The sequence below is a fragment of the Achromobacter sp. NCFB-sbj8-Ac1-l genome (assembly GCF_052695805.1).
Genome location: NZ_CP199812.1, coordinates 1,442,515 through 1,465,090, shown reverse-complemented (window position 1 = coordinate 1,465,090; position 22,576 = coordinate 1,442,515). Strand labels below are relative to the sequence as shown.

The window sequence follows — 22,576 nt, the reverse complement described above, 5'->3', positions numbered from 1 at the left end:
TTCGCGCCAATCCGGAAAGCCTATAACTTCAGGCATCTGAATTCATTTTCTGCCTATTTATCGGTCAATTTCCTCGTTCTTTGGCCGTCTTACAAAGCGCTCAGATTTGCTCAGATTTGGCGATGCAATGATCGGTATATTTCAGACACGAAATTTACATGGTCCCTACACATGCATCCCCGCTTCCAACTCACCCCGCTGGCGCTCGTCCTGGCCGTCAGCTTCTCGCCCCTGGCCGCCACGACCGCCTTCGCGGCAGATCTCGACGGCACGACGCAAAGCGGCAACCTCACGAATACCGGCACCGACGTCTCCATCAACATCATCAATGGCGCCACCCTGCGGGGCAACGTCATCAACAATGGCACGGTGTGGAACTCGGCCACGGGGGGCTCGGGCATCAAGGTCGACGCTTCGACCGTGGACGGTTCGATCCGCAATGAAGCCACCCGGCAGGTGACCGGCGACACGGCCATCAGCATTCGCAATGCCAGCTCGATCACCGGCGACATCGTCAACATTGGCCGCATCTCCGGCAGCTACGGCACCGGCGTGGGCCTTGAGGTGACCGGCGGCAGTACGGTCAGCGGACGCATCAGCAATAGCGGCACCATCGACGCAGGCCTCGTGGTGTCGGGCGCGACGGTTCGGCGCGGCATCACCAATACCGGCACGATCAACAGCAAGCTCGACGGTGTCGCCATTGATGTGTCGGCCGCGACCACCCCCGTGTCGATCGCCAACACGGGCACGATCAACGGCATCGTGCGATTGGGCTCGGGAACGCTGGACATCAACGGCGGCACCGTCAACGGCGTGGTCGACGGCAGCGCCGGCACTGTCAACATCAACACCGACTACACCCCGCTGGCCATCATCCGCGGCCGCGACGTCACGGTGGCCAGCTACGCCACCCTGACAATGGCCAGCTTCGAAGTGAAGGGCCTGCTGTCGGTCGCCGGCACGCTGGCCGGTTCGGGCGAAGTCGGCCCCACCACGCTGCTGGCCGGCGCGACCCTGTCGCCCGGCACCACGGCAACCCCGGTCGGCACCCTGCAGGTCAACGGCGACCTGACCTTCGACGCGAATTCGACCTACCGCGTCGACGCCACCGCCGACGGCAGAAGCGACAAAGTCCATGCGCTGGGCGTGGCCAACCTGGCCGGTTCCGTGCTGCACGTGGGTTCCGGCGGTACCTACGCGGCCTCCACCGCCTACACCATCCTGACGGCGGACGGCGGCTTGAACGGCAGCAAGTTCACCGGCGTCTCCAGCAACCTGGCCTTCCTGGACCCCAAGCTTGCCTACAACGGCAACGATGTCGTGCTGAAAGTGGACCTCAAGACCGTGCCGGTCGATCCCGGCACGCCGCCGGTTGACCCGGCCACGCCCCCGGTCGACACCGGCACGCCGCCCGCCGCCCCCGGCGGTTCGAGCGGTTCGGGCGGCGCCACCCGTCCCATCGAGTTCGCCGACCTGGCCGTGACGAGCAACCAGCGCTCGACCGCCCGCGCGCTGCAAAGCCTGCCGACCACCAATGCCCTGTACAGCCGCGTGCTGAACCTGCCTGAAGGGGCCCCGGCCGGCGTGTTCGCCGACCTGGCGGGCGAATCGCACGTCAGCACCGTATCGGCAATGCAGAACGTGACCAACAACGTGGTGAACCTGCCGCTGGCCCACCTGCACGCCAACATGAACGCCGGCTGGGTGCCCGGCCCGGCCACGGCCCAGGTCGGCCGCGGCGACGCGTCCGCCCTGCCGCGCTCGGCCGCCCAACCCATGTGGGCGCAGGTGTTCGGCAACTGGCGCACCATGGACGGCAACGGCAACGCGGCCAAGGCCCGCGAAACCGACGCCGGCCTGTTCGTCGGTGGCGACCACGGCGTAGGCAATGGCTGGCGCCTGGGCGGCGCGCTGGGCTACACCAGCAGCCGCATCACCGTGAACGATCGCTCGGCCAAGACCGACGTCGACAGCTACAGCGCGATCATCTACGGCGGCAAGGCCTTTGAAGCCGGCGCGGGCAAGCTCAACGTCAGCGCGGGCGTGGCCTACACGTGGCACGATGTCAGCAGCAAGCGCAACATCAACGCGGCTGGCCAACTGCAGGCCCTGAAGGCGGACTACAGCGCCAGCACCGGCCAGGTCTTCACCGAAGTCGGCTATGCCATCCCGCTGAACGACCGCGTCACGCTCGAACCGTTCGTCGGCGCCGACTTCAGCGACCTGCGCACCCGCGGCTTCTCGGAATCGGGCGGCGACGCCGCGCTCAGCGGCCGCAGCAACAGCAACAAGGTGGCCACCACCACCCTGGGCCTGCATGCGCAGACCACGTTCGACATGGGCCAGAACGCCGCCCGCCTGCGCGGCACGCTGGGTTGGCGCCATGCCTACGGCGATGTCAATCCGGAAACCACGATGTCGTTCGACGGCAGCCAGCCCTTCACGGTGGCCGGCACCCCGCTGTCGCGCGACGCCGCGGTGGTCGCGCTGGGCGTGGACATGGCCATGAGCAAGAGCGCCACGCTCGGCCTGGCCTATTCCGGCCAGTTCGGCAACGGCAACCAGCAGAACACGGGTACCGTGAACGTCAGCTGGCGCTTCTGAAGGCAAGATCGCTGGATATCCGCTTGCAAGCGCGGATATCGCTGGAGAGGGGCCTGGTGGGCCAACCGGGTCTCTTGGGGCGTATCGACGCAAGTCGGTACGCCTTTTTTTTTCTTCCGCGCAGGGGATACCGTCCGCATGAGCGTCACCGCGGACCGGTTTGCCCTGTCCGTCCGTTACCATTGCCCCACCGCCGCCCCTGCGCTCGTCCATGCCCCCCGCCGCCCCTGCCCGCCCCACCCCGCTGCAAGTCGATCTGGCCCGCCTGATCGCCCAGGACATCCTGGCCCGGCGCTACGCGCCCGGCACGCACCTGTCCGAAGAAGCGCTGGCGGCCAGCTATGACGTGTCGCGCACCCCCGTGCGCGGCGCGCTCAGGTTGCTGGCCACGCAAGGCCTGATCACGCATCGGCCCAACAGCGGCTACACCGTGGCCGACACGGGTGCCCTGCCGCCGCCGGCCATCTCCGGCGCAGGCCCAACCCAGCAAGAGTTGTACCGCCGGCTGATCCACGACCGCGCCACCCGCGTGCTGCCCAATCAGTTCACCGAAAGCGAGCTGCTGCAACGCTATCCCGCGCCGCGCAGCGTGCTGGTGAAGGCGCTGCTGCAATTGTCGGCCGACGGCCTGATCGAAAAGCGCAAAGGCCACGGCTGGCAATTCGCGCCTTCCCTGGAAAGCCGCGCGGCCCTGGATGAAAGCTACCGTTTCCGCATGGCGATCGAATGCGCCGGCCTGCTGGAGCCGACCTTCAAGCTGGACCGCAATGCGCTGGCCCGCATGCGCGCCGCCCATGAGGCCCTGGCGCAGCGCCAGGACGCCGACTTCTCGGCCACCGAATTCTTTGCCCTGAACGCGTCTTTCCATGAGCTGCTGGCGCGCTTCTCGGGCAACCGCTACATCCTGCAGGCCGTGCAGCAACAGAACCAATTGCGACGCCTGGAAGAACACGCCGCGTTCCACCGCGACGCGCGCTACGTCGGATCCACCCAGGAACATCTGGAGATCATCGCCGCCCTGGAAGCCGGCGACCAGGAACGGGCAGCCCAGTTGATGCGCCGCCATTTGCAGGCTTCACGGCAGGCATCCTGACGGTCAGGGCGGCCGGGACGCCAGGGATACGTCGGCCCGAATTGTATTTTTCTTTGTATTAATACAAAATGGCCGGACCCTGAACTTCCCGAAAACAGGATTCCCATGTCGTCGCCCGCCCCTCGATCCCCCGCCCTGAACGCCGAAGCCTATTGGATGCCCTTCACCGCCAACCGGCGCTACAAGCGTGACCCGGTACTGTTCAGCGCCGCCGAAGGCATGCATTACATCCGCCCGGACGGACGCCGGGTGCTGGACGGCATCGCGGGCCTGTGGTGCGTGAATGCCGGCCATCGCCGCCCCGAGATCGTCGAGGCGATCAGCAACACCGCCTACACGCTGGATTACGCGCCGTCGTTCCAGATGAGCCATCCGCTGGCGTTCGAGCTGGCCGAAAACCTGTGCCAGGAGGCCCCGGCCGGCTTTTCCAATGTGTTCTTCTCGAATTCCGGTTCCGAGGCCGTCGATACCGCCCTCAAGATCGCGCTGGGCTACCACCGGGCCCGCGGCCAGGGCCAGCGCGTGCGCCTGATCGGCCGCGAACGCGGGTATCACGGCGTGGGCTTCGGCGGCCTGTCGGTGTCGGGCATCGGCGGCCACCGCAAGCCCTTCGGCAACCTGCTGCCCTACGTCGACCACCTGCCGCACACCTACGACCGCGAGCACATGGCCTACACCCGCGGTCAGCCCGACTGGGGAGCACACCTGGCCGACACGCTCGAGCGCATCGTGGCGCTGCACGATGCGTCCACCATCGCCGCGGTCATCGTCGAGCCGGTGGCCGGATCCACCGGCCTGCTGGTACCGCCCAAGGGCTACCTGCAAAAGCTGCGGCAGATCTGCGATGCGCACGGCATCCTGCTGATCTTCGACGAAGTGATCTGCGCGTTCGGCCGAATCGACGGCGCCTTCGCATCGGCCCATTTCGGCGTCACGCCTGACCTCATCACCAGCGCCAAGGGGCTGACCAACGGCGCCATTCCGATGGGTGCGACGCTGGTGCGCCAGCCTGTCTACGACGCCTTCATGCAAGGCCCGGACAGCGCCATCGAACTGGCCCACGGCTACACCTACTCGGGCCACCCGGTGGCCTGCGCGGCCGGACTGGCCACGCTGGACATCTTCCGGCGCGAAGGCCTGTTCCAGCGCAGCCGCGAGCTATGGCGTTACTGGGAAGACGCCGCCCACAGCCTGAAGGGCCTGCCCCACGTGGTGGACATCCGCAACATCGGCCTGCTGGCCGCCATCGAACTGGCGCCGCAGGACGGCAAGCCCGGGCAACGCGGCTTCGCGGTGCACCAGGCCTGCCTGGAACGCGGCTGCCTGATCCGGGCGGCCGGCGACACCATGCTGCTGTCGCCGCCGCTCATCATCGAGCGGGCGCAGATCGACGAATTGTTCACCGGGCTGTCGGACGTGCTGCGCGCCGCGGCCTGACGCCAGCGCCCGGCGGCACGGCCCGCCTGCCTGACAACACCCACGCCGTGGCGACGGCGTGGGCAACTGCGCACCGTTCAGCCCAGGTGGCGCGCCACGGCCTCGACCACGCGGCGCACGTCCTCGGCGGACACGTCCAGATGGGTCACCAGGCGCGTCGGGCCACCGTAGACGGCGCGCATCATGATGCCGTCGGCGGCCAGCGCCGCGGTCAGCGCGTCGCAGCGCGCCGGTTCGAATTCCGCGAACACCATGTTGGTGTCCTGGCTCAGCACGCGTACTCCCGCGATGCCGCGCAGGCCCTCGGCCAATTGGCGTGCATTGTCGTGGTCATCGGCCAGGCGGTCGACGTTGTGCTCCAGCGCATACAGGCAGGCCGCGGCCAGCACGCCGGACTGGCGCAGGCCGCCGCCCAGCATCTTGCGCCAGCGGCGCGCGCGGGCGATCAAGTCGGCGCTACCCACCAGCACGGACCCGACGGGCGCGCCCAGGCCCTTCGAAAAGCAGATCGAGACCGAGTCGAACGGTTCGCACATCTCAGCCAGCGGCTTGCCGCTGGCGACGGCGGCGTTGAAGACGCGGGCGCCATCCAGGTGCGTGGCCAGGCCGTGTCCGCGCGCCCAGTCGGTGGCCGCCCGGATGTAGCTGGCCGCAATGAGCTTGCCGTGGAAGGTGTTCTCCAGCGCCAGCAAACGAGTACGGGCAAAATGCGGATCGCCTTCGGGCTTCAATGCCGCGGCCAGTTTTTCCAGGGGCAGCGAGCCATCTTCGGCATGCTCGATGGGTTGGGGCTGGATGCTGGCCAGCACGGCCGCGCCGCCGCCTTCGTACTTGTAGGTGTGCGCGAGCTGGCCCACCAGGTATTCATCGCCGCGTTCGCAATGCGCCATCAGCCCGGCCAGGTTGCTCTGCGTGCCGGACGGGAAGAACAGGCCGGCCGCCTTGCCGGCGCGCTCGGCCACGGCCTGCTGCAAGCGGTTCACGGTCGGGTCGTCGCCCATCACGTCATCGCCCAGCGGCGCAGAGGTCATGGCCTGCAACATGGCCGGGGTCGGCCGGGTAACGGTATCGCTGCGCAAATCGATCATAAGACATCCTCGGATAGGAAACGGAATTCGTAAAAGACGGGCGGGTTCAACGGGCGCGCGCGGCCGGCGCCGCGCGGCTCACCACGAAGATGCCGGCCAGAATCAAGGCCATGCCGCCCAGCTCGGCCACCGACGGGCGTTCGGACAGCACCGCCCACGCCATCAGCATCGCCACCACGGGCACGCCCAGGCTGGACAGTCCGGCAATCGACGCCGGCACCCGCCGCACCACTTGCAGCCACAGCAGCCAGCCCGCCGCGGTGGCAATCAGCACGATGTAGGTCATGCCGGTCCAGAGCTGCCAGCCCCACTGCGCGGGAATCTGCGGCACCAGCAACGCCACCGGCGTCACCGCCAGCCCGCCGAACAGCATCTGCCACGCGGTGAACGTCATCACATCCGGCGCATGGCGGTCGAACATGCGCTTGGACAGCACGGTGCCCACGCCCCAGCACAGCCCGCTGCCCAACCCCAGCAATACGGGTTTCAGGTCGCCCAGGCCATGCCAGGGTTCGATGAACAGCACCAGTCCGATCGCCGCCAGGCCGATGCCCGCGCCATGACGCGCCGACGGCCGCTCGCCCAGCAGCCCCCAGGCAAACAGCACGACCCAGAACGGCATCGTATAGGCCATCAGCGACACCTTGCCCACGCCGCCGGACACCAACGCGGTCTGCACGAAGCCCTGGAACCCGGCGGTCTGGGTCAAGCCGATCAAGAGGGTCAGTTTCCAGGGCGGCATGGCCAGGGGCCGGCGCGTGGCGATCACCAGCGCGAACAGCACCAGCGCGCCCACCACATAGCGCAGCGCCACGAAATCGAAGGGGCCGATGTAAGGCACGATCAGTTTCATCGCGATCCAGCTGCCTGCCCACACGAGGATGGTGCTGAACATCAGGGCAAGCCCTGCGCGATCGAAACTGCTGCGGCTCACGGCGGCGTCTCCGGTAAAAGCATTGAAGGGGAACAAAACGACGATGCCCATACCGGCAAACCGGTATGGGCATCTCGCATTATGCTCCCGCGGCGCGGGATCGGCCCGCGCCGTCCGGAAGGCGGACGGCGCGCGCCGTTTACAGCGGCTTGGACAACTGATCCAGGATCGCCGGATTTTCCAGCGTCGAGACGTCCTGGGTCACTTCTTCGCCCTTGGCCACCACGCGCAAGAGGCGCCGCATGATCTTGCCGGAGCGGGTCTTGGGCAGGTTGTCGCCAAAGCGGATGTCCTTGGGCTTGGCGATGGGGCCGATTTCCTTGGCCACCCAGTCGCGCAGCGTCTTGGCGATGGCTTGCGCATCGGCGCCTTCGGGACGGGCGCCCTTGAGCACCACGAACGCCACCACGGCCTCGCCGGTCGTGTCATCGGGCCGACCGACCACGGCGGCTTCGGCCACCAGCTCGTGCGCCACCAGCGCCGATTCGACTTCCATGGTGCCCAGGCGGTGGCCCGACACGTTCAGCACGTCGTCGATGCGGCCCATGATCCAGAAGTAGCCATCCGCATCGCGCTGCGCGCCGTCGCCGGCCAGGTAGTAGCCGCGCAATTCGGGCGGGAAGTAGCTCTTCTTGAAGCGTTCGGGGTCGCCCCAGATGTTGCGGATCATGGCGGGCCACGGACGCTTGATGACGAGAAAGCCGCCATTGCCCTGGTCGACGTCGCCACCGGTTTCGTCCACGATGGCCGCGGCAATGCCCGGCAGCGGCAGCGTGCAGGAACCAGGCTTGGTGGGCGTGGCGCCCGGCAGCGGAGTGATCATGTGGCCGCCGGTTTCGGTCTGCCACCAGGTATCGACGATCGGGCAGCGCTCGCGGCCGATGTTCTTGTGATACCACATCCAGGCTTCGGGATTGATGGGCTCGCCCACCGTGCCGATGATGCGCAGGCTGTCCAGGTCGAACTTGGACGGATGGGTTTCGGGCGCCGCCTCGGCCGCCTTGATCAGCGAACGGATCGCGGTCGGCGCCGTGTAGAAGGTGGTGACCTTGTGGCGCGCGATCATGTCCCAGAAGCGGCCGGCGTTGGGGAACGTGGGCACGCCTTCGAACACCACTTGCGTCAGGCCGGCGGCCAGCGGGCCGTAGGTGATGTAGGTGTGGCCGGTGACCCAGCCCACGTCGGCCGTGCACCAATAGACGTCGTCCTTGCGGGCATCGAAGGTCCACTTGACGGTCAACAGCGCCCACAGCAGGTAACCCGCCGACGAATGCTGCACGCCCTTGGGCTTGCCGGTGGAACCGGACGTGTACAGGATGAACAGCGGATGCTCGGCATTGACCGGCACCGGTTCGCAGGTGTCGGGCTGGCCGGCTTCGACATCGTGCATCCAGAGGTCGCGGCTGTCGTTCCATTGCACCTTGCCGCCGGTGCGGCGGTAGACGATGACCTTGCGCACGGCCTCGCAGCCGCCCATGGCGATGGCTTCTTCCACGGCGGGCTTGAGCGGAATGGTCTTGCCGCCGCGCACCTGCTCGTCGGCGGTGATGACCAGCGAGGCGCCCACGTCGACGATGCGCTCTTGCAGGCTCTTGGCCGAAAAGCCACCGAACACCACCGAGTGCGTCACGCCCAGGCGCGCGCAGGCCTGCATGGCCACCACGGCTTCGATCGACATGGGCATGTAGATGATGGCGCGATCACCCTTCTTGTAGCCCAGCGCGGCAATGCCGTTGGCGAAGCGGCACACGCGGGCCAGCAGTTCGCGGTAGCTGACCTTGTTGACCTTGCCATCGTCGGTCTCGAAGATGATGGCGGTCTTGTCGGCATTGCCGTTGGTCAGGTGCACGTCCAGGCAGTTGGCCGAGACGTTCAGTTCGCCGTCGCCGAACCAGCGATAGAACGGCGCATTCGATTCGTCCAGCACCTCGGTGAACGGCTTGGTCCATTGCAGGTTGTCGCGGGCCTGGCCGGCCCAGAAGCCGTCGAAGTCCTTTTCGACCTGCGCACACAGCGCGTTGTAGGCGTCCATGCTGGGAATCGCGGCGCCTTGGGCCGCGCGCTCGGGCGGCGGAAAGACCCGGGTTTCTACCAGTACGGACTCAATAGCATTCGACATGATCTTGTCTCCAATCTGTGATTCTGTTGTTGATGCCGTTTTCTTTTATTGCCCACTCGCAACCGTATCGCCACGCTCTTACGGGCACCTTACGCAAAATGCGGGCCAGAGCCCGCATCACCGCAAGCGTGCAACCGCCGGCCAGGGCGGCAACGGCATCGACAACCTGACTGCGCAAACGCAAACCCACCGGACGCCGCGCACTGCAAGGCGCGCGGGGCAACGTCCGGAACTTCATAAGAATATCAGTTGCGGCGAACGGCCGTGGCGCTAGGCAACACGCCGTGCCAGGCCGCGCGCCATGTCCACGCGCGACAAAAGGATGAGGCCGCCCACGAAGAACAGTCCGGTCACCAGGATGGCCAGGCGGTGGTTGCCGTGCGTGAGCCAGGTGACCAGGCCGTAGGTCAATGGCCCGATGACGGCGGCCAGTTGCACCGCGAAGGTCCAGAGCGAGAAGAATTCCGCCAGGCGTCCGGCCGGCGCCAACGCGCCGGTCATCGCGCGGCCCGCGCTTTGCGTGGTACCCATGCACAGGCCCGCCAGCGTGGCGGCCACCCAGAACACCGGCGCCGTGACGGCGGCATAGGCCACCAGCACCATCACGATCCAGCCGCACAAGGTGATGGCCAATGCCGGCTTGTGGCCGATGCGGTCCTGCACGTAGCCGAACGAGAACGCGCCCGCGGCCGCGCCGATATTGACGGTGAACACCAGCAGCATGATCTGCGGGGTGCTGAAACCCATGACCTCGGACGCGTACACCGCGGCCAGGGTGATGACCACCGAGATGCCTGCCTGGTAGCAGGCGATGCACATCAACAGGCGGCGGAATTCGGGAAAGTGCTGGCCGGTTTCGCGCCACGCGAACGCCAGGCGCTTGAAGACGTCCAGCGCCTCTTTGGGTTCAGCCAGCGGCCTGGCACGCTCGCGCAAGAGGAAGAACGACGGCAACGCCGCCAACGCGAACACGGCGCAGGTCACCAGGATGACCCGGGGCACGAAATGCTGGGCGTCCAGGCCATTGGCTTCGGACAGCGTCACCACCCACAGCGACAGGCCCAGCGTGAGCATGCCGCCGCAGTAGCCGAAGCTCCAGCCCCAGCCCGACACCCGGCCCAGCGCCGACGGCCTGGCCAGCTCGGGCAGAAAGGCCGCGACCATGGATTCGCCGATGCAATAGCAGTAATTGGAGACGACGATCGCCGCCAGGGCCAGCCAGACGTCGCCCGGTCCCGCCTGGGTCAGCACCAGCGTGGCCGCCACGCAGCCGGTGGTACTGGTGTAGAGCAGGCGCCGCTTGGCGGCACGGGCATCGGCCCGCGCACCCAGCGTGGGCATGGTCAGCATGATGAGCAGGTAGGACAGCGACAGCGCCGCCGTCCAGGCCAGCGTGGACCACGGCGCACGGCCGGCGACCACGCCAACGAAATAGGTGCTGAACACCGCCGTGAGAATCACGGTGGTGTAGCCGGAATTGGCGAAGTCGTACATGGCCCAGGCCCAGACTTCGCGCTTGGCCACGCCGGGGTTCAGCGGACCGGAGTCCGCAGCCCCGTCGGCCGGCGCGGCAAGGCCGGCGGGCACCTGGCCCGCCGGCGGCTGCCGCGATTCTTCTGGGTTCACAGGCCCAGCGCGGCGATGCCCGCCTGGGCGATCTGGGCGTCTTCGGTGGACTTCACGCCCGACACGCCGACGGCGCCGACCACCTGGCCGTTGGCGATCACAGGCACGCCGCCTTCCAGCATGCCTTCGATCAGCGGCGCCGACAGGAAGGAGTAGCGGCCGTTGTTGATGATTTCTTCGTAGACGCGCGATTCGCGGCGGCCCAGGGCCGCGGTCTTGGCCTTGGCCGGCGCGATGTGCGAAGAGATGGGGGCGGCGTCGTCCAGCCGCAGCATGCCCAGCAGATGGCCGCCATCGTCCGACACGGCGATGGTGACCGCCCACTTGTTCTGCAGGGCGTGTGCTTCGGCCGCGGCCAGGATTTTCTTGACGTCTTCGGCGGTCAGCACGGGTTTGGTGTTCATTGCAGCGACTCCTTGATCTGTTCCAGGGCGGTGGGGTCTTCGATGGTGGTCAGGTCTCCGGGGTCGCGACCTTCGCAGACGGCGACGATCGCGCGGCGCAATACCTTGCCGGAGCGGGTCTTGGGCAAGGCGCCCACGAACCGGATCCGGGCGGGCCGCGCCACTGCGCCCAGCTGATCTTCCACCAGCCGCATGATATCCGCTTCCAGCTGCTTTGCGCCCTCGGATGCGTCCGCCATCGCGGGATTCTTCAGCACGGCGAAGGCCATCGCCACCTGGCCCTTGAGCGCGTCGGCCACGCCCACCACCGCGCATTCGGCGATGCCGCTGTGGCTGTTGACCGATTCCTCGATCTCGCGCGTGCCCAGGCGGTGGCCCGCCACGTTGATCACGTCATCGGTGCGGCCCAGGATGAACCAGTAGCCGTCCGCATCGACCAGGCCCCAGTCGAAGGTGGAATAGACCTGGCGGCCGGGAATCGACGTGAAATAGGTCTGGACGAAACGTTCGTCGTCGCCCCAGATGGTGGACATGGCGCCGGGCGGCAACGGCGGCACGATCGCCACCACGCCTTTCTCGTTGGCGCCCAGGTCTTCGCCGCTGGACTCGCTGACGATGCGCGCATCGAAGCCATACACCGGAAACGACGGACTGCCATAACGCGTGGCCACCTTTTCCACGCCCGGCTGCGCCGACAGGATCGGCCAGCCGGATTCCGTCTGCCAGTAGTTGTCGATGATGGGCTTGCCCAGGCCTTCCGAAATCCATTGCGCCGTGGGCTCGTCCAGCGGCTCGCCCGCCAGGTACACCGCCCGCAGGGTGGACAGGTCGTGCTTCTTGAGCAGCGCCGGGTCCTGCCGCTTGAGCACCCGCACTGCCGTGGGGGCCGAAAACAGCGTGTTGACGCCAAACTGCTCGACCAGCTTCCACAGGACAGCCCCGTCCGGACGCACCGGCGTGCCCTCGTACAGCACGGTCGCCTGCCCGCCGATCAGCGGCCCATACACAATATAGGAGTGCCCCACCACCCAGCCGATGTCGCTGGTGCAGAAGAACGTGTCGCCGGCGCGGCCGTTGAACAGGTATTCCATCGACGACGCCAGCGCCACGGCATAGCCGCCCGTGTCGCGTTGCACGCCCTTGGGCTTGCCTGTCGTGCCGGACGTATACAGGATGTAGCTGGGTTCGGACGATTCCAGCCAGGTCACGGGCACGTGCACCCCATGCTGGGCGGCGCGCAGCGTGGCGTAGTCCAGGTCGCGCCCCGCCACCGGCTCGAACGGCGCCAGGCCGCGGTCGAACACGACCACCGAGGCCGGCGGCGTCTTGCACAGGGTCAGCGCCCGGTCCAGCAGCGGTTTGTAGGGCACCACCTTGCCGCCGCGCGACCCGCCGTCGGTACACACGATCACTTTGGGCGCGGCATCGTCGATGCGCTGCGCCAGGTTGACCGAGGCGAATCCGCCAAACACCACCGAGTGCACCGCGCCGATGCGGGCGCAGGCCAGCATGGTGAACACGGCCTCGGGCACCATCGGCATGTACAGCAGCACCCGGTCGCCCCGGCCCACACCCAGGTCGCGCAGCATGGCGGCGGCGGCATTGACCTCGTCGTAGACGTCCTGGCGCGTGTAGATGCGTTCGCGATCAACCTCGGTCGACACCCAGATCAGGGCCGGCTTGTCGGCCTGGGTGGGCAGCCAACGGTCCACCGCGTTGTAGCAAAGGTTGGTCTTGCCGCCCACGAACCACTTGGCGAAGGGCGGCCGGGAAAAGTCCAGGACCGACTCGAATGGCGTCTCCCAGTGCACCCGGCTGGCCTCCTCGCGCCAGAACGCATCACGATCGTGGACCGAGCGGTAATGGAAATCCCTGGTTTTTTGCATTTTTGTCTCCTGTTATTGTGCATACGCCTTAAGGCTGATTGCTTTCTTTTTGAATCCTTCGGTCATTTTGGTGGGCAAACCTTGCACCAGGCTTGCCCCAGGTCAAAAAATTCTGCCACGCGTCTACGCCTCACGGGCGCCGGGCTGGTTACAGTAACGAACCAGTCTTAAAAGTTTGGTAGAATCCCCGCGAAGTTGTGACAACATATCTGTTGATTCGCTGCTTTATTCCAGCTATTCAGGTGTTTTTTAGCGTTTTTGACGCTTTATTGCTTCTGATCTGCGAAAAAGTGGCAATCATCCCCAGGCGAATGCATCGACACTCCAAAAGCGCGCGACTGAATTCATCCACTGGCCAAGCACACCGCGGTCTGCGTTTGCTGGCGCTGATGGCGTGCGTCGCGGGTCTGGCGGGTTGTGCAGGCACTCATCAAAAGTCCACCGCCTATTCGTCCGAGATCGATCCGTACGAAACGGAATGGGTCGCCACCGCCGATGACCCCATCGGCATGCTGGTGGTACAGAAATTCAAGCGTGACCGCCAGCGCACCCAATCGGGCGTCAACAGCGACAACGCCATGGTCAGCGAAGCCCTGAACTACCTGGGTATCCGCTATCGCTTCGGCGGCAGTTCCCCCGATACCGGTTTCGATTGCAGCGGCCTGGTGGCCTATTCCGCCGAACGCTCGCTGGGCCTGAAACTGCCCCGCAACGCCGCCGAAATCGCCCAGCAGGGTGTTTCTGTCGACAAGAACGAACTCAAGGCCGGCGACCTGGTCTTCTTCAACACCATGGGCCGCCGGTATTCCCACGTGGGCATCTACCTGGGCGACGACCGCTTCGTGCACTCGCCCAGCGCCGGTGGCGTGGTGCGTGTCGAAAACATGACCATGGCGTACTGGACCAAGCGCTACAACGGCGCCCGCCGCCTGGACAACAGCCTGATGGCCTCGGCCCGCGCGGCCAACTGATAGCCCCGGTGCGGCTAGCGTCGCACGACGCGCCGCCTCGCGCCATCCCCCAAACAGCAAAACGCCGCCGGACTGCCCAGTCCGGCGGCGTTTTTCATTTCTCTTCGCGGCCGTGGGGCCGCAGGCCGTTTCGGCCTCCCCAGTTTTTCTGTGTCCGCGGCGGCGCGGCAAGCCGTCAGTGGACAGCGGCCCCCGTGCACAGGCCGCACTGCTGCAGCGCCTGCTGCATGCTGCACACCGAACGGCGACAAGCCACGACCCGGATGCCGCCGCGCTGCGCCGCATTGCGGAACGTTTTCATGACGTTATGGCCCAGGAAGTCGGTCAGCAAAATGACCAGCTGGGTGCCCGAGGGCAGTTGCAGCGTCTTCTTCTGATGCGAGGGGTCACGGCCACTGATGTGGTGCGTGATCGAAATATTGTGTCCTTTAAGCAGATCCGGAATGTTGCCGAGCCTGTCGGCGCCCACTACCACTGCACTCAATCCTGCCGTCATGTTGAACCTCACTGGGTCGTTGAGACTGGATGTAATGATAATGATTCCTATTTTTTAGTCAACTTAAATGAGATCAGTTCTTATTTAATTATTTTTATGAGCTCATGGGAACGCATAGGAAGACCCCCGCTCCCCCCTTCCCCGAGACGCCTGCGCAGCCAAAAAAAACGCGGCTCCCGCAAAGGGCCGCGCTTTGTCCCAGGGCCTCCAAAGCCGGCCACGCCTACTTGGGCGTGCCCTGCACCGCCTCGGTCACGACCGCGCGGGTCAATGATGGCGCCAGCATTTCCAGGAAGGTATAGACGTAATCGCGCAGGAACACACCGGCCTTCACCCCCACGCGAGTGGTGTGCGTGCCAAACAGGTGCCCGACGGGCAGTCCCACCAGGTTCGAATCGCGCCGCGGGTCGTAGGCCACGCCGGCGATGATGCCGATGCCCAGGCCCACATCCACGTAGGTCTTGATCACGTCGGCGTCGATGGCCTCCAGCACGATGTCCGGATGGATACCCTGGTTGGCGAAGACCTCGTCGATCGTGCTGCGGCCGGTAAAGGCACGGTCATAGGTCACGATGGGGAATTCGGCCAGTTGCGCCAGGGACAGGCGCTTGGCAGCGCTGGAGGTCAGTTCGGCAAGCGGATGGTCGGGACGCACTACCACCGTGTGTTCCCAGGCATAGACAGGCAACGTCGCCAGGCCCGGGGTCAGCGCCAGGGATTCGGTCGCCAGCGCCAGGTCGGCCTGTTCGTGCAGCACCATTTCGGCCAGTTGCGCGGGGCTGCCTTCAGCCAACGACAGATGCACCTTGGGGAATTGCTTGCGGAACGCCGGAATGACGCGCGGCAGCAGGTAACGGGCCTGGGTGTGGGTGCAGGCGATCACCAGGCCGCCTTCGTCGCGGCGGGCAAATTCATCGCTGACTTTCTTGAGATTGTCGACTTCGCGCATGATGCGGTCGATCACCTGCGAAACCGCCAGGCCGGGCTTGGTCAGCCCCTTGATGCGCTTGCCGTGACGTTCGAAGATCTTGATGCCGAGTTCGTCCTCGAACTCGATGATCGCCTTGGACACGCCCGGCTGGGAGGTATAGAGCATCCGGGCGGCTTCGGTCAGATTGAAGTCGCGCCGGATGGTTTCGCGCACAAAACGAAATTGCTGCAGGTTCATGAATTGGCCCCTGATAGACGGACCAATTATAAGTAATAAGGACGCCTTGTTATATGACTTATTGATATAAGCTTAGGCGCAAGGCGTCCCTCTTTCAGCGCATCGAGATCGTCGTGTTCACGGTCTTGGCATGGGCCGACCAGCGCGCGGTGACGGTCTTGGTCTGGGTCCAGAACTGCACCGCCTGCTTGCCATTGGGGCCCAGGTCGCCGAGCTTCGAGCCGCGCGAACCGGTAAAGCTGAACCAGGCCACCGGCACCGGGATCGGCACGTTGATGCCGACCTGGCCGACGTCGATGTTGTTCTGGAAGTAGCGCGCCGCGCCGCCATCCTGCGTGAACAGCGCCACGCCGTTGCCATTGGGGTTGCGGTTGACGAATTCCACCGCCTCTTCCAGCGTTTCCACGCCCACCACGCACAGCACCGGCCCGAAGATTTCCTCGGTGTAGATGGTCATGTCTTCGGTCACGCCGTCGAACACCGTGGGACCCACGAAGTTGCCCTGCTCGAAGCCCGAGACCTTCAGGTTGCGGCCGTCCAGCAGCAGCTTGGCGCCTTCGTCCACGCCCTTCTGGATCAGGCTTTCGACGCGCTTCTTGGCGTTGGGCGACACCAGCGGGCCCAGGTCGGCCGCGCGGTCCATGCCCGAATTGACCTTCAGCTTCTTGGCGCGCTCGACGAAATCGGGCAGCCAGTTGCGGGCATCGCCCACCAGCACGGCCACCGACGAGGCCATGCAGCGCTGGCCGGCCGCGCCGAAAGCGGCGCCCACCAGCTGGTTCAGCGCCACGTCGGGATCGGCGTCCGGCAGGATCACGCAGTGGTTCTTGGCGCCCATCATCGACTGGCAGCGCTTGCCCGCGGCGGAGGCGCGGTTGTAGATCTCGGTGCCCACGCGGGTCGAACCGATGAACGACACCGCCTTGATGTCGGGATGCTCGCACAGGCCGTTGGCCGTATCCGGGCCGCCATGGACCACGTTCAGCACACCCGGGGGCAGGCCGGCTTCCAGGGCCAGTTGGGCCAGGAACAGCGAGGCGGTGGGGTCCTGCTCGGACGGCTTGAGCACGAACGTGTTGCCGCAGGCCACCGCGATCGGGAACATGAAGCAAGGCAGCATCACGGGGAAATTGAACGCCGTGATGCCGGCGCACACGCCCAGCGGCTGGATCAGGGTGTAGACGTCGATGCCGGATGCGGCGTTCTCGGCATATTCGCCCAGTTGCAGGTTGGCGATCGAGCAGGCGTGCTCCACCACTTCCAGGCCACGGCCCACTTCACCCTCGGCGTCCGGCAGGGTCTTGCCGTGTTCGCGGGTAATCATCTCGGCCAGCTTGCCGGTGTTGGCGCGCAGCAGTTCCTGGAATTTCAGCATGACGCGCATGCGCGCGCCCTGCCCGCTGTTGCGCCAGGTCTTGAAGGCTTCCTTGGCATTGGAGACCGCCAGGTCCAGCTCTTCGCGCGTCGCGAAGGGCACCTTGGCGACGACCTCTTGCGTGGCGGGGTTGATCACGTCACGCCATTCGGTGGTCTTGGACTGCACGAGCTTGCCGCCGATCAATAGCGGAACGCGGGGGACTTCACTCATTTGATGCTCCTCACACTGCTTTATCGATGCGGATGGAATCCGCGTTCAGGGTTCTTTGCGGTCAGCGCCGGCCGGCCCCTGGCCGGCCGGCGCCGACGCGTCCTACTTCTGTACCAGCGGGCAGGTCGAATCGGCCAGCGGCTGGAAGGCCTCGGCGGCCGGAATGGTGGCGACCAGCTTGGAATAGTCCCAACCGCCCTTGGATTCGGACGGCTTTTTCACTTCGTACAAATACATGTCGTGAATCACGCGGCCGTCGGGGCGGATCGACGCATTGCGCATGATCGGGTCCTTGATCGGCAGCTCGCGCATCTTGTCGGCCACCACCTTGCCGTCGGTGCTGCCCGAAGCGGCGACCGAACGCAGGTAGTGCAGCACGCTGGAATACACGCCGGCCTGCGTCATGGTGGGCTTGAGGCCGCGGAAGGCCTTCTCGAAACGCGTGGCCCATAGGCGCGAGGCATCGTCGTAATCCCAATAGAAGCCGTCCACGTACGACAGCCCCTGGGCGCTTTCCAGCCCCAGCGCGCGCAGGTCCGACAGGAAGATCAGCAGCGACACCAGCCGCTGCCCTCCCGCCACGATGCCGAACTCGCGCGCCTGCTTGACCGCGTTGACCGTGTCCTGGCCGCCGTTGGCCAGCGCCACGACCTGCGCCTTGGAACTTTGCGCCTGCAACAGATAGGAAGCGAAGTCGGGCGCGTTCAGCGGATGGCGCACGCTGCCGGCGACCGTGCCGCCCAGCGCCTTGACCGCCTTGGCCGTGTCGGCTTCCAGCGAGTGGCCGAAGGCATAGTCGACGGTGATGAAATACCAGGACTTGCCGCCCGCCTTGACGGTGGCCTTGGCGCCCCCGGCGGACTGCGAATACGTGTCGAACATCCAGTGGAAACCGACCGGCGAGCACTCTTTGTTGGTCAGCGCCGTGGTGGCCGGGCCAGAGAACATCACGACCTTGTTCTTTTCACGCGCAATGCCCTGCACCGCCAGCGCCACCGCGGAGTTGGTCAGGTCGGCGATGGCGGTGACGCCGTCGCGGTCGAACCATTCGCGCGCCTTGGCCGCGCCCACGTCCGCCTTGTTCTGGTTGTCGGCCGAGACCAGCTCGATCTTCATGCCCTTGCACTCGGCCGCCAGGCAATCGTCGATGGCCAATTGCGCCGCGGCCACCGAACCTGCCCCGCCCATGCCGGCATAGGTGCCCGACATGTCCGTCAGAATGCCGATCTTCACCGGCGGCTTGTCCGCCGCCTGCGCCTGACCTACCAGCGCAGCGCCCAGACACAAGCCTGCGGCCAGCCCGCGTACGTGCAATTCCATGGATTTGTCTCCTGAGATTTATGCGTTATGGCGCCGTCTTTGCGGCCTGCGGTCCCCAGGAGCATTGCCCTAGGGCCTGCCGACCCAGTGTAGATGTGTGAAAATCAACAAGCAACACTAGAAATGCACATTCCTTGTGCATCAATGCACAATCAAGATCGGGGCGAAAAACGTGCTGGATTGGGACAGCCTGCGGTATTTCCTGGAAGTGGCGCGCACCCAGCGGGTCAGCGCGGCCGCGCGCAAATTGGGGGTCGAACACACCACGGTGTCACGGCGCATCCGCGCGCTGGAAAGCGAACTGGACACTCTGCTGTTCGAAAAATCGCGCAGTGCCGGCTTCGTGCTGACCGAAGACGGCCAGCGCCTGTTCGTGCACGCCGAGCAGATGGAAAGCACGGTGCATACCGCCCGCGAGAACCTGTCGGGCATCGGCCAGGCGCTGTCGGGCCACCTGCGCATCGGCGCCACCGAGGGCTTCGGCAGCTATGTGCTGACGCCGTTGGCCGCCGACTTCCAGCGACGCTATCCGCACATCACCCTGGACATCCTGCCCGTGCCGCGCTTTGTCAGCCTGTCCAAGCGTGAAGCGGACCTGGCCATCACCATCGAACGCCCCCAGCGCGGTCCGTACGTCTGCAGCAAACTGTGCGACTACACCCTGCGCCTGTATGGCACCCCGGGTTACCTGGCACGCCACCCGCCCATCCAGAGCCGCGCCGACCTGGCCGGCCACAGCTTCATCGGCTATGTCGACGAACTGCTGTTCAGCGAACGCCTGCGCTACCTGGAAGACCTGCTGCCCGCGAGCCGGGTGGTGTTGCGCAGCACCAGCGTGGTGGCGCAGTACCACGCCGCGCTGCAGGGGCAGTCGCTGGCCATCCTGCCGTGCTTCATCGCCGCACAGGACCCGCGGCTCAAGCCTGTGCTGGAAAACGAAGTGGAGATCACGCGGTCGTTCTGGATGTACTGCCACGAAGACCTGCGCAAGCTCAAGCGCGTGACGGTGCTGTGGGAATTCATCCGCAAGTCGGTGCTCAAGAACGCCGACCTGCTGGCCGGCAAGCGCGGCACGATGAAGTACCTGCCGTGAACCCGGCGCGCGCTGCGGCGGCGTGCCGGGGCAGGTGATCGCCCGCGCCATTGGGCGCGGGCCCCAGCCTTAGCTGGTCTTGGGCGCCTTGACCCGCAGGCGGCGCATCAACAGGAAGGCCGTCAGCATGGCCACGATGATGTGGATCGCGAACGTGCCCACGCCGAAGCTGAGCTTGCCGTTGGAGATCCAGGCGCGCGACAGGTTGATCAGGTTCATGTACAGCAGGCCCACCAGGCCGGCGATGAGCAGGTCGCCCGAACGGCCCAGACGCGGATTCACCGCGCCCAGCGGAATCGCCAGCAGCGCCAGGTTCAGCGCGGCCAGCGGCAACGAGATCCGCCACATCACCTGCGACCAGCTGCTGGTGGTGTTGTCGGCCATCAGTTGCGGCGTGGTGCGGGCCTTGGACGAGCGCTCGGCGGCGGCGCGGGCCGAGGCGACCGGATCGTCGCCGCCCTTGCTTTCCAGGCGCAGCCCGTACTTGTCGAAGTGCACCAGTCGAATCTCGGGCGTGCCGGGTTTGAGGTCGTAGCGATGGCCTTCGCCCAGCACCAGGAAGCGGTCGCCGTTGGGCAGGGTTTCGCTGTGGGCGCTGGCGGCGGTAAGCACGCTGAGCCACTCGGGTCCGTTTTCGCGGGCAAACACATTGCCCAGCTCATCGGTAGGCTTGGCCGGGTCTTCGGCGAAGAACACGCGGTTGCCACCGGCGGATTCCGCGAACTGCCCCGCCGTGACCTTGGACAGGTCCGAGCGCTGCTCGAAGCGTTCGTGGTATTCGCCGATCTGGCGGTAGGCCCAGGGCGCAGCCACCAGCGTCAGTCCCGCCACCGCGATGGCCACCGGCACGGCAACCCGCAGCACCGGCTTGAGCCAATCGGCCAGCGACAGGCCGCTGGCGAACCACACCACCATTTCGGATTCGCGATAGTTGCGCGTGACGGTGGTGAGCACCGCGATGAAGATCGACACCGCCAGGATGGTCGGCAGGGCCGTGATGGTGGACAGCGCGGCCAGCACGAGCACGACGTCCGCCCCGATGTTGCCGCCCGCCGCTTCACCGAGCAGGCGCACGAGCAGCACGCTGAGCCACACGATGAGCAACGTGGAAAAGACAACGCCAGCGTGACTGGTGATCTCGCTGACGACAGAGCGTTTGAATAGAGACATGGGAGAATATGCGGGATAATCGACCGCATCATACAGACGCACACGGGAAACCCTCATGGAATTTAGCACACAGACCACCGCTTCCCTGCACCAGATCAAAACCGCCGCGCTGGCGATCGGGGTCTTTGCCGACGGCGTATTGAGCCCCGCCGCCGACCTGATCGACCGGGCCTCCAACGGCGCCGTGCGCGCCGTCGCCAAAGCCGAATTCCGCGGCCGCGCCGGCGCCACCCTGGTGCTGCGCTCGCTGCCGGGCGTGACCGCCCAGCGCGTGGTCCTGGTGGGCCTGGGCAAGCAGGACGAATACTCGGCCCGCGCCCACGCCTCGGCCGAACAGGCCTTTGCCGCCGCCTGCGTGTCCGCCCAGCTGACCGAGGGCGTCTCGACCCTGGTCGCCAACCCGATCCCGGACGTGGCCGTCATCGCCCGCGCCCGCAGCGCCGCCATCGCGGCCGGCAGCGCCACTTATCACTACGACGCCAGCTTCGGCAAACCCGACCGCGACGCCCGTCCCAAGCTCAAGAAGATCGTCCAGATCGTCGAACGCGCCGACGCCAGCCAGGTCCAGAAGGGCCTGCGCGAAGGCGCCGCCATCGCCAACGGCATGGAACTGACCCGCACGCTGGGCAACCTGCCCGGCAACATCTGCACCCCCACCTACCTGGGCGACACCGCCAAGAAACTGGCCCGCGAGTTCAAGTCCATCAAGGTCGAAGTGCTGGACAGGAAGCAGGTCGAGGCCCTGGGCATGGGGTCGTTCCTGTCGGTGGCCCGCGGTTCCGAAGAAGCCTTGCGCTTCATCGTCCTGCGCCATGCCGGCAAGCCCGCCGCCAAGAAGGGCGCCAAGGCCGCGCAAGGCCCGATCGTGCTGGTCGGCAAGGGCATTACCTTCGATGCCGGCGGCATCTCGCTCAAGCCCGCCGCCACGATGGACGAAATGAAGTACGACATGTGCGGCGCCGCCAGCGTGCTGGGTTCGTTCCGCGCCCTGGCCGAACTGGAGCTGCCCCTGGACGTGGTCGGCCTGATCCCGGCCTGCGAAAACCTGCCCAGCGGCACGGCCAACAAGCCGGGCGACGTCGTCACCAGCATGGCCGGCCTGACCATCGAAATCCTGAATACCGACGCCGAAGGCCGCCTGGTCCTGTGCGATGCCCTGACCTACGCCGAACGCTTCAAGCCGTCCACCGTCATCGACATCGCCACCCTCACCGGCGCCTGCGTCGTGGCCCTGGGCCACGTCAACACGGGCCTGTTCACCAAGGACGACGCCCTGTCCGACGCCCTGACGGCCGCCGGCCGCCAGTCGCTGGACACCGCATGGCGCATGCCCATGGACGACGCCTACCAGGAACAGCTGAAGTCCAACTTCGCCGACCTGGCCAACATCGGCGGCCCCCCGGCCGGCGCCGTCACGGCCGCCTGCTTCCTGTCGCGCTTCACCAAGTCGTACCGCTGGGCCCACCTGGACATCGCCGGCACCGCCTGGAAAAGCGGCAAGGACAAGGGCGCCACGGGCCGTCCCGTGCCGCTCCTGATGCAGTTCCTGCTGGACCAGGCTTGATCGCCCTGCGAC

The 22,576-nt window shown here is 66.1% G+C and carries 17 protein-coding genes; 6 read left to right on the top strand and 11 right to left on the bottom strand.

The window, feature by feature from the left end:
- Window positions 1–171: 171 nt before the first annotated feature.
- The 3 genes from ACUDP5_RS06750 (at window position 172) to ACUDP5_RS06740 (ending at window position 5,137) form a co-directional block, all read left to right on the top strand.
- Entirely contained in the window at window positions 172–2,607 is a 2,436-nt protein-coding gene (locus ACUDP5_RS06750; RefSeq protein ID WP_445658422.1) for an autotransporter domain-containing protein, read from the top strand.
- A gap of 211 nt (window positions 2,608–2,818) precedes the next feature.
- Complete coding sequence (locus ACUDP5_RS06745) at window positions 2,819–3,700, top strand: GntR family transcriptional regulator (RefSeq protein ID WP_445658421.1); 882 nt, start codon at window positions 2,819–2,821, stop codon at window positions 3,698–3,700.
- 105 nt (window positions 3,701–3,805) lie between these two features.
- On the top strand, window positions 3,806–5,137 hold the full coding sequence (locus ACUDP5_RS06740) for an aspartate aminotransferase family protein (RefSeq protein WP_445658420.1): 1,332 nt from the start codon (window positions 3,806–3,808) through the stop codon (window positions 5,135–5,137).
- Window positions 5,138–5,214: 77 nt separating this feature from the next.
- Here the strand turns inward: ACUDP5_RS06740 and ltaE are convergent, their stop codons facing one another.
- The 6 genes from ltaE to ACUDP5_RS06710 form a co-directional block, all read right to left on the bottom strand.
- A complete protein-coding gene (gene ltaE, locus ACUDP5_RS06735) occupies window positions 5,215–6,225 on the bottom strand; it encodes a low-specificity L-threonine aldolase (protein ID WP_263910537.1) in 1,011 nt (336 codons plus the stop codon).
- Window positions 6,226–6,271: 46 nt separating this feature from the next.
- Window positions 6,272–7,159, bottom strand: coding sequence for a DMT family transporter (locus ACUDP5_RS06730; RefSeq protein ID WP_263910536.1), 888 nt, complete (start codon window positions 7,157–7,159; stop codon window positions 6,272–6,274).
- Between the two features lie 139 nt (window positions 7,160–7,298).
- Window positions 7,299–9,278, bottom strand: coding sequence for an acetate--CoA ligase (gene acs / locus ACUDP5_RS06725; RefSeq protein ID WP_263910535.1), 1,980 nt, complete (start codon window positions 9,276–9,278; stop codon window positions 7,299–7,301).
- Window positions 9,279–9,548: 270 nt separating this feature from the next.
- A complete protein-coding gene (locus ACUDP5_RS06720) occupies window positions 9,549–10,772 on the bottom strand; it encodes an MFS transporter (RefSeq protein WP_263910783.1) in 1,224 nt (407 codons plus the stop codon).
- Between the two features lie 128 nt (window positions 10,773–10,900).
- Window positions 10,901–11,308: a heme-binding protein gene (locus ACUDP5_RS06715; protein WP_025137160.1), complete on the bottom strand. Its 408-nt coding sequence runs from the start codon at window positions 11,306–11,308 to the stop codon at window positions 10,901–10,903.
- Window positions 11,305–13,194: a propionate--CoA ligase gene (locus ACUDP5_RS06710; protein ID WP_263910534.1), complete on the bottom strand. Its 1,890-nt coding sequence runs from the start codon at window positions 13,192–13,194 to the stop codon at window positions 11,305–11,307. Before ACUDP5_RS06710 ends, ACUDP5_RS06715 begins: the two co-directional genes overlap by 4 nt.
- A gap of 311 nt (window positions 13,195–13,505) precedes the next feature.
- Here ACUDP5_RS06710 and ACUDP5_RS06705 point away from each other — a divergent pair, with 311 nt between their 5' ends.
- On the top strand, window positions 13,506–14,165 hold the full coding sequence (locus tag ACUDP5_RS06705; protein ID WP_263910533.1) for a C40 family peptidase: 660 nt from the start codon (window positions 13,506–13,508) through the stop codon (window positions 14,163–14,165).
- 175 nt (window positions 14,166–14,340) lie between these two features.
- On the opposite strand, the gene ACUDP5_RS06700 is transcribed toward ACUDP5_RS06705, so the two are convergent.
- From ACUDP5_RS06700 to ACUDP5_RS06685, 4 genes are all read right to left on the bottom strand, one after another.
- Window positions 14,341–14,661: a DUF2325 domain-containing protein gene (locus tag ACUDP5_RS06700; RefSeq protein WP_263910532.1), complete on the bottom strand. Its 321-nt coding sequence runs from the start codon at window positions 14,659–14,661 to the stop codon at window positions 14,341–14,343.
- Between the two features lie 223 nt (window positions 14,662–14,884).
- Window positions 14,885–15,829 (bottom strand): CysB family HTH-type transcriptional regulator, encoded by a 945-nt coding sequence (locus ACUDP5_RS06695; RefSeq protein WP_175191046.1) that lies wholly within the window; start codon window positions 15,827–15,829, stop codon window positions 14,885–14,887.
- A gap of 94 nt (window positions 15,830–15,923) precedes the next feature.
- On the bottom strand, window positions 15,924–17,417 hold the full coding sequence (locus ACUDP5_RS06690) for a CoA-acylating methylmalonate-semialdehyde dehydrogenase (RefSeq protein ID WP_263910529.1): 1,494 nt from the start codon (window positions 17,415–17,417) through the stop codon (window positions 15,924–15,926).
- 102 nt (window positions 17,418–17,519) lie between these two features.
- Window positions 17,520–18,737: an ABC transporter substrate-binding protein gene (locus tag ACUDP5_RS06685; RefSeq protein WP_445658419.1), complete on the bottom strand. Its 1,218-nt coding sequence runs from the start codon at window positions 18,735–18,737 to the stop codon at window positions 17,520–17,522.
- A 172-nt stretch (window positions 18,738–18,909) separates the two neighbouring features.
- On the opposite strand from ACUDP5_RS06685, the gene ACUDP5_RS06680 reads away from it, so the two are divergent.
- Window positions 18,910–19,830, top strand: a complete 921-nt coding sequence (locus ACUDP5_RS06680) for a LysR family transcriptional regulator (RefSeq protein WP_263910527.1) — start codon at window positions 18,910–18,912, stop codon at window positions 19,828–19,830.
- A 69-nt stretch (window positions 19,831–19,899) separates the two neighbouring features.
- Here ACUDP5_RS06680 and lptF read toward each other — a convergent pair whose 3' ends face one another.
- Window positions 19,900–21,000, bottom strand: coding sequence for an LPS export ABC transporter permease LptF (gene lptF, locus ACUDP5_RS06675; RefSeq protein WP_263910525.1), 1,101 nt, complete (start codon window positions 20,998–21,000; stop codon window positions 19,900–19,902).
- A 55-nt stretch (window positions 21,001–21,055) separates the two neighbouring features.
- On the opposite strand from lptF, the gene ACUDP5_RS06670 reads away from it, so the two are divergent.
- The gene (locus ACUDP5_RS06670) at window positions 21,056–22,564 is read left to right on the top strand and encodes a leucyl aminopeptidase (RefSeq protein ID WP_263910523.1); all 1,509 of its coding nucleotides are present in this window, start codon (window positions 21,056–21,058) and stop codon (window positions 22,562–22,564) included.
- Window positions 22,565–22,576: the final 12 nt, after the last annotated feature.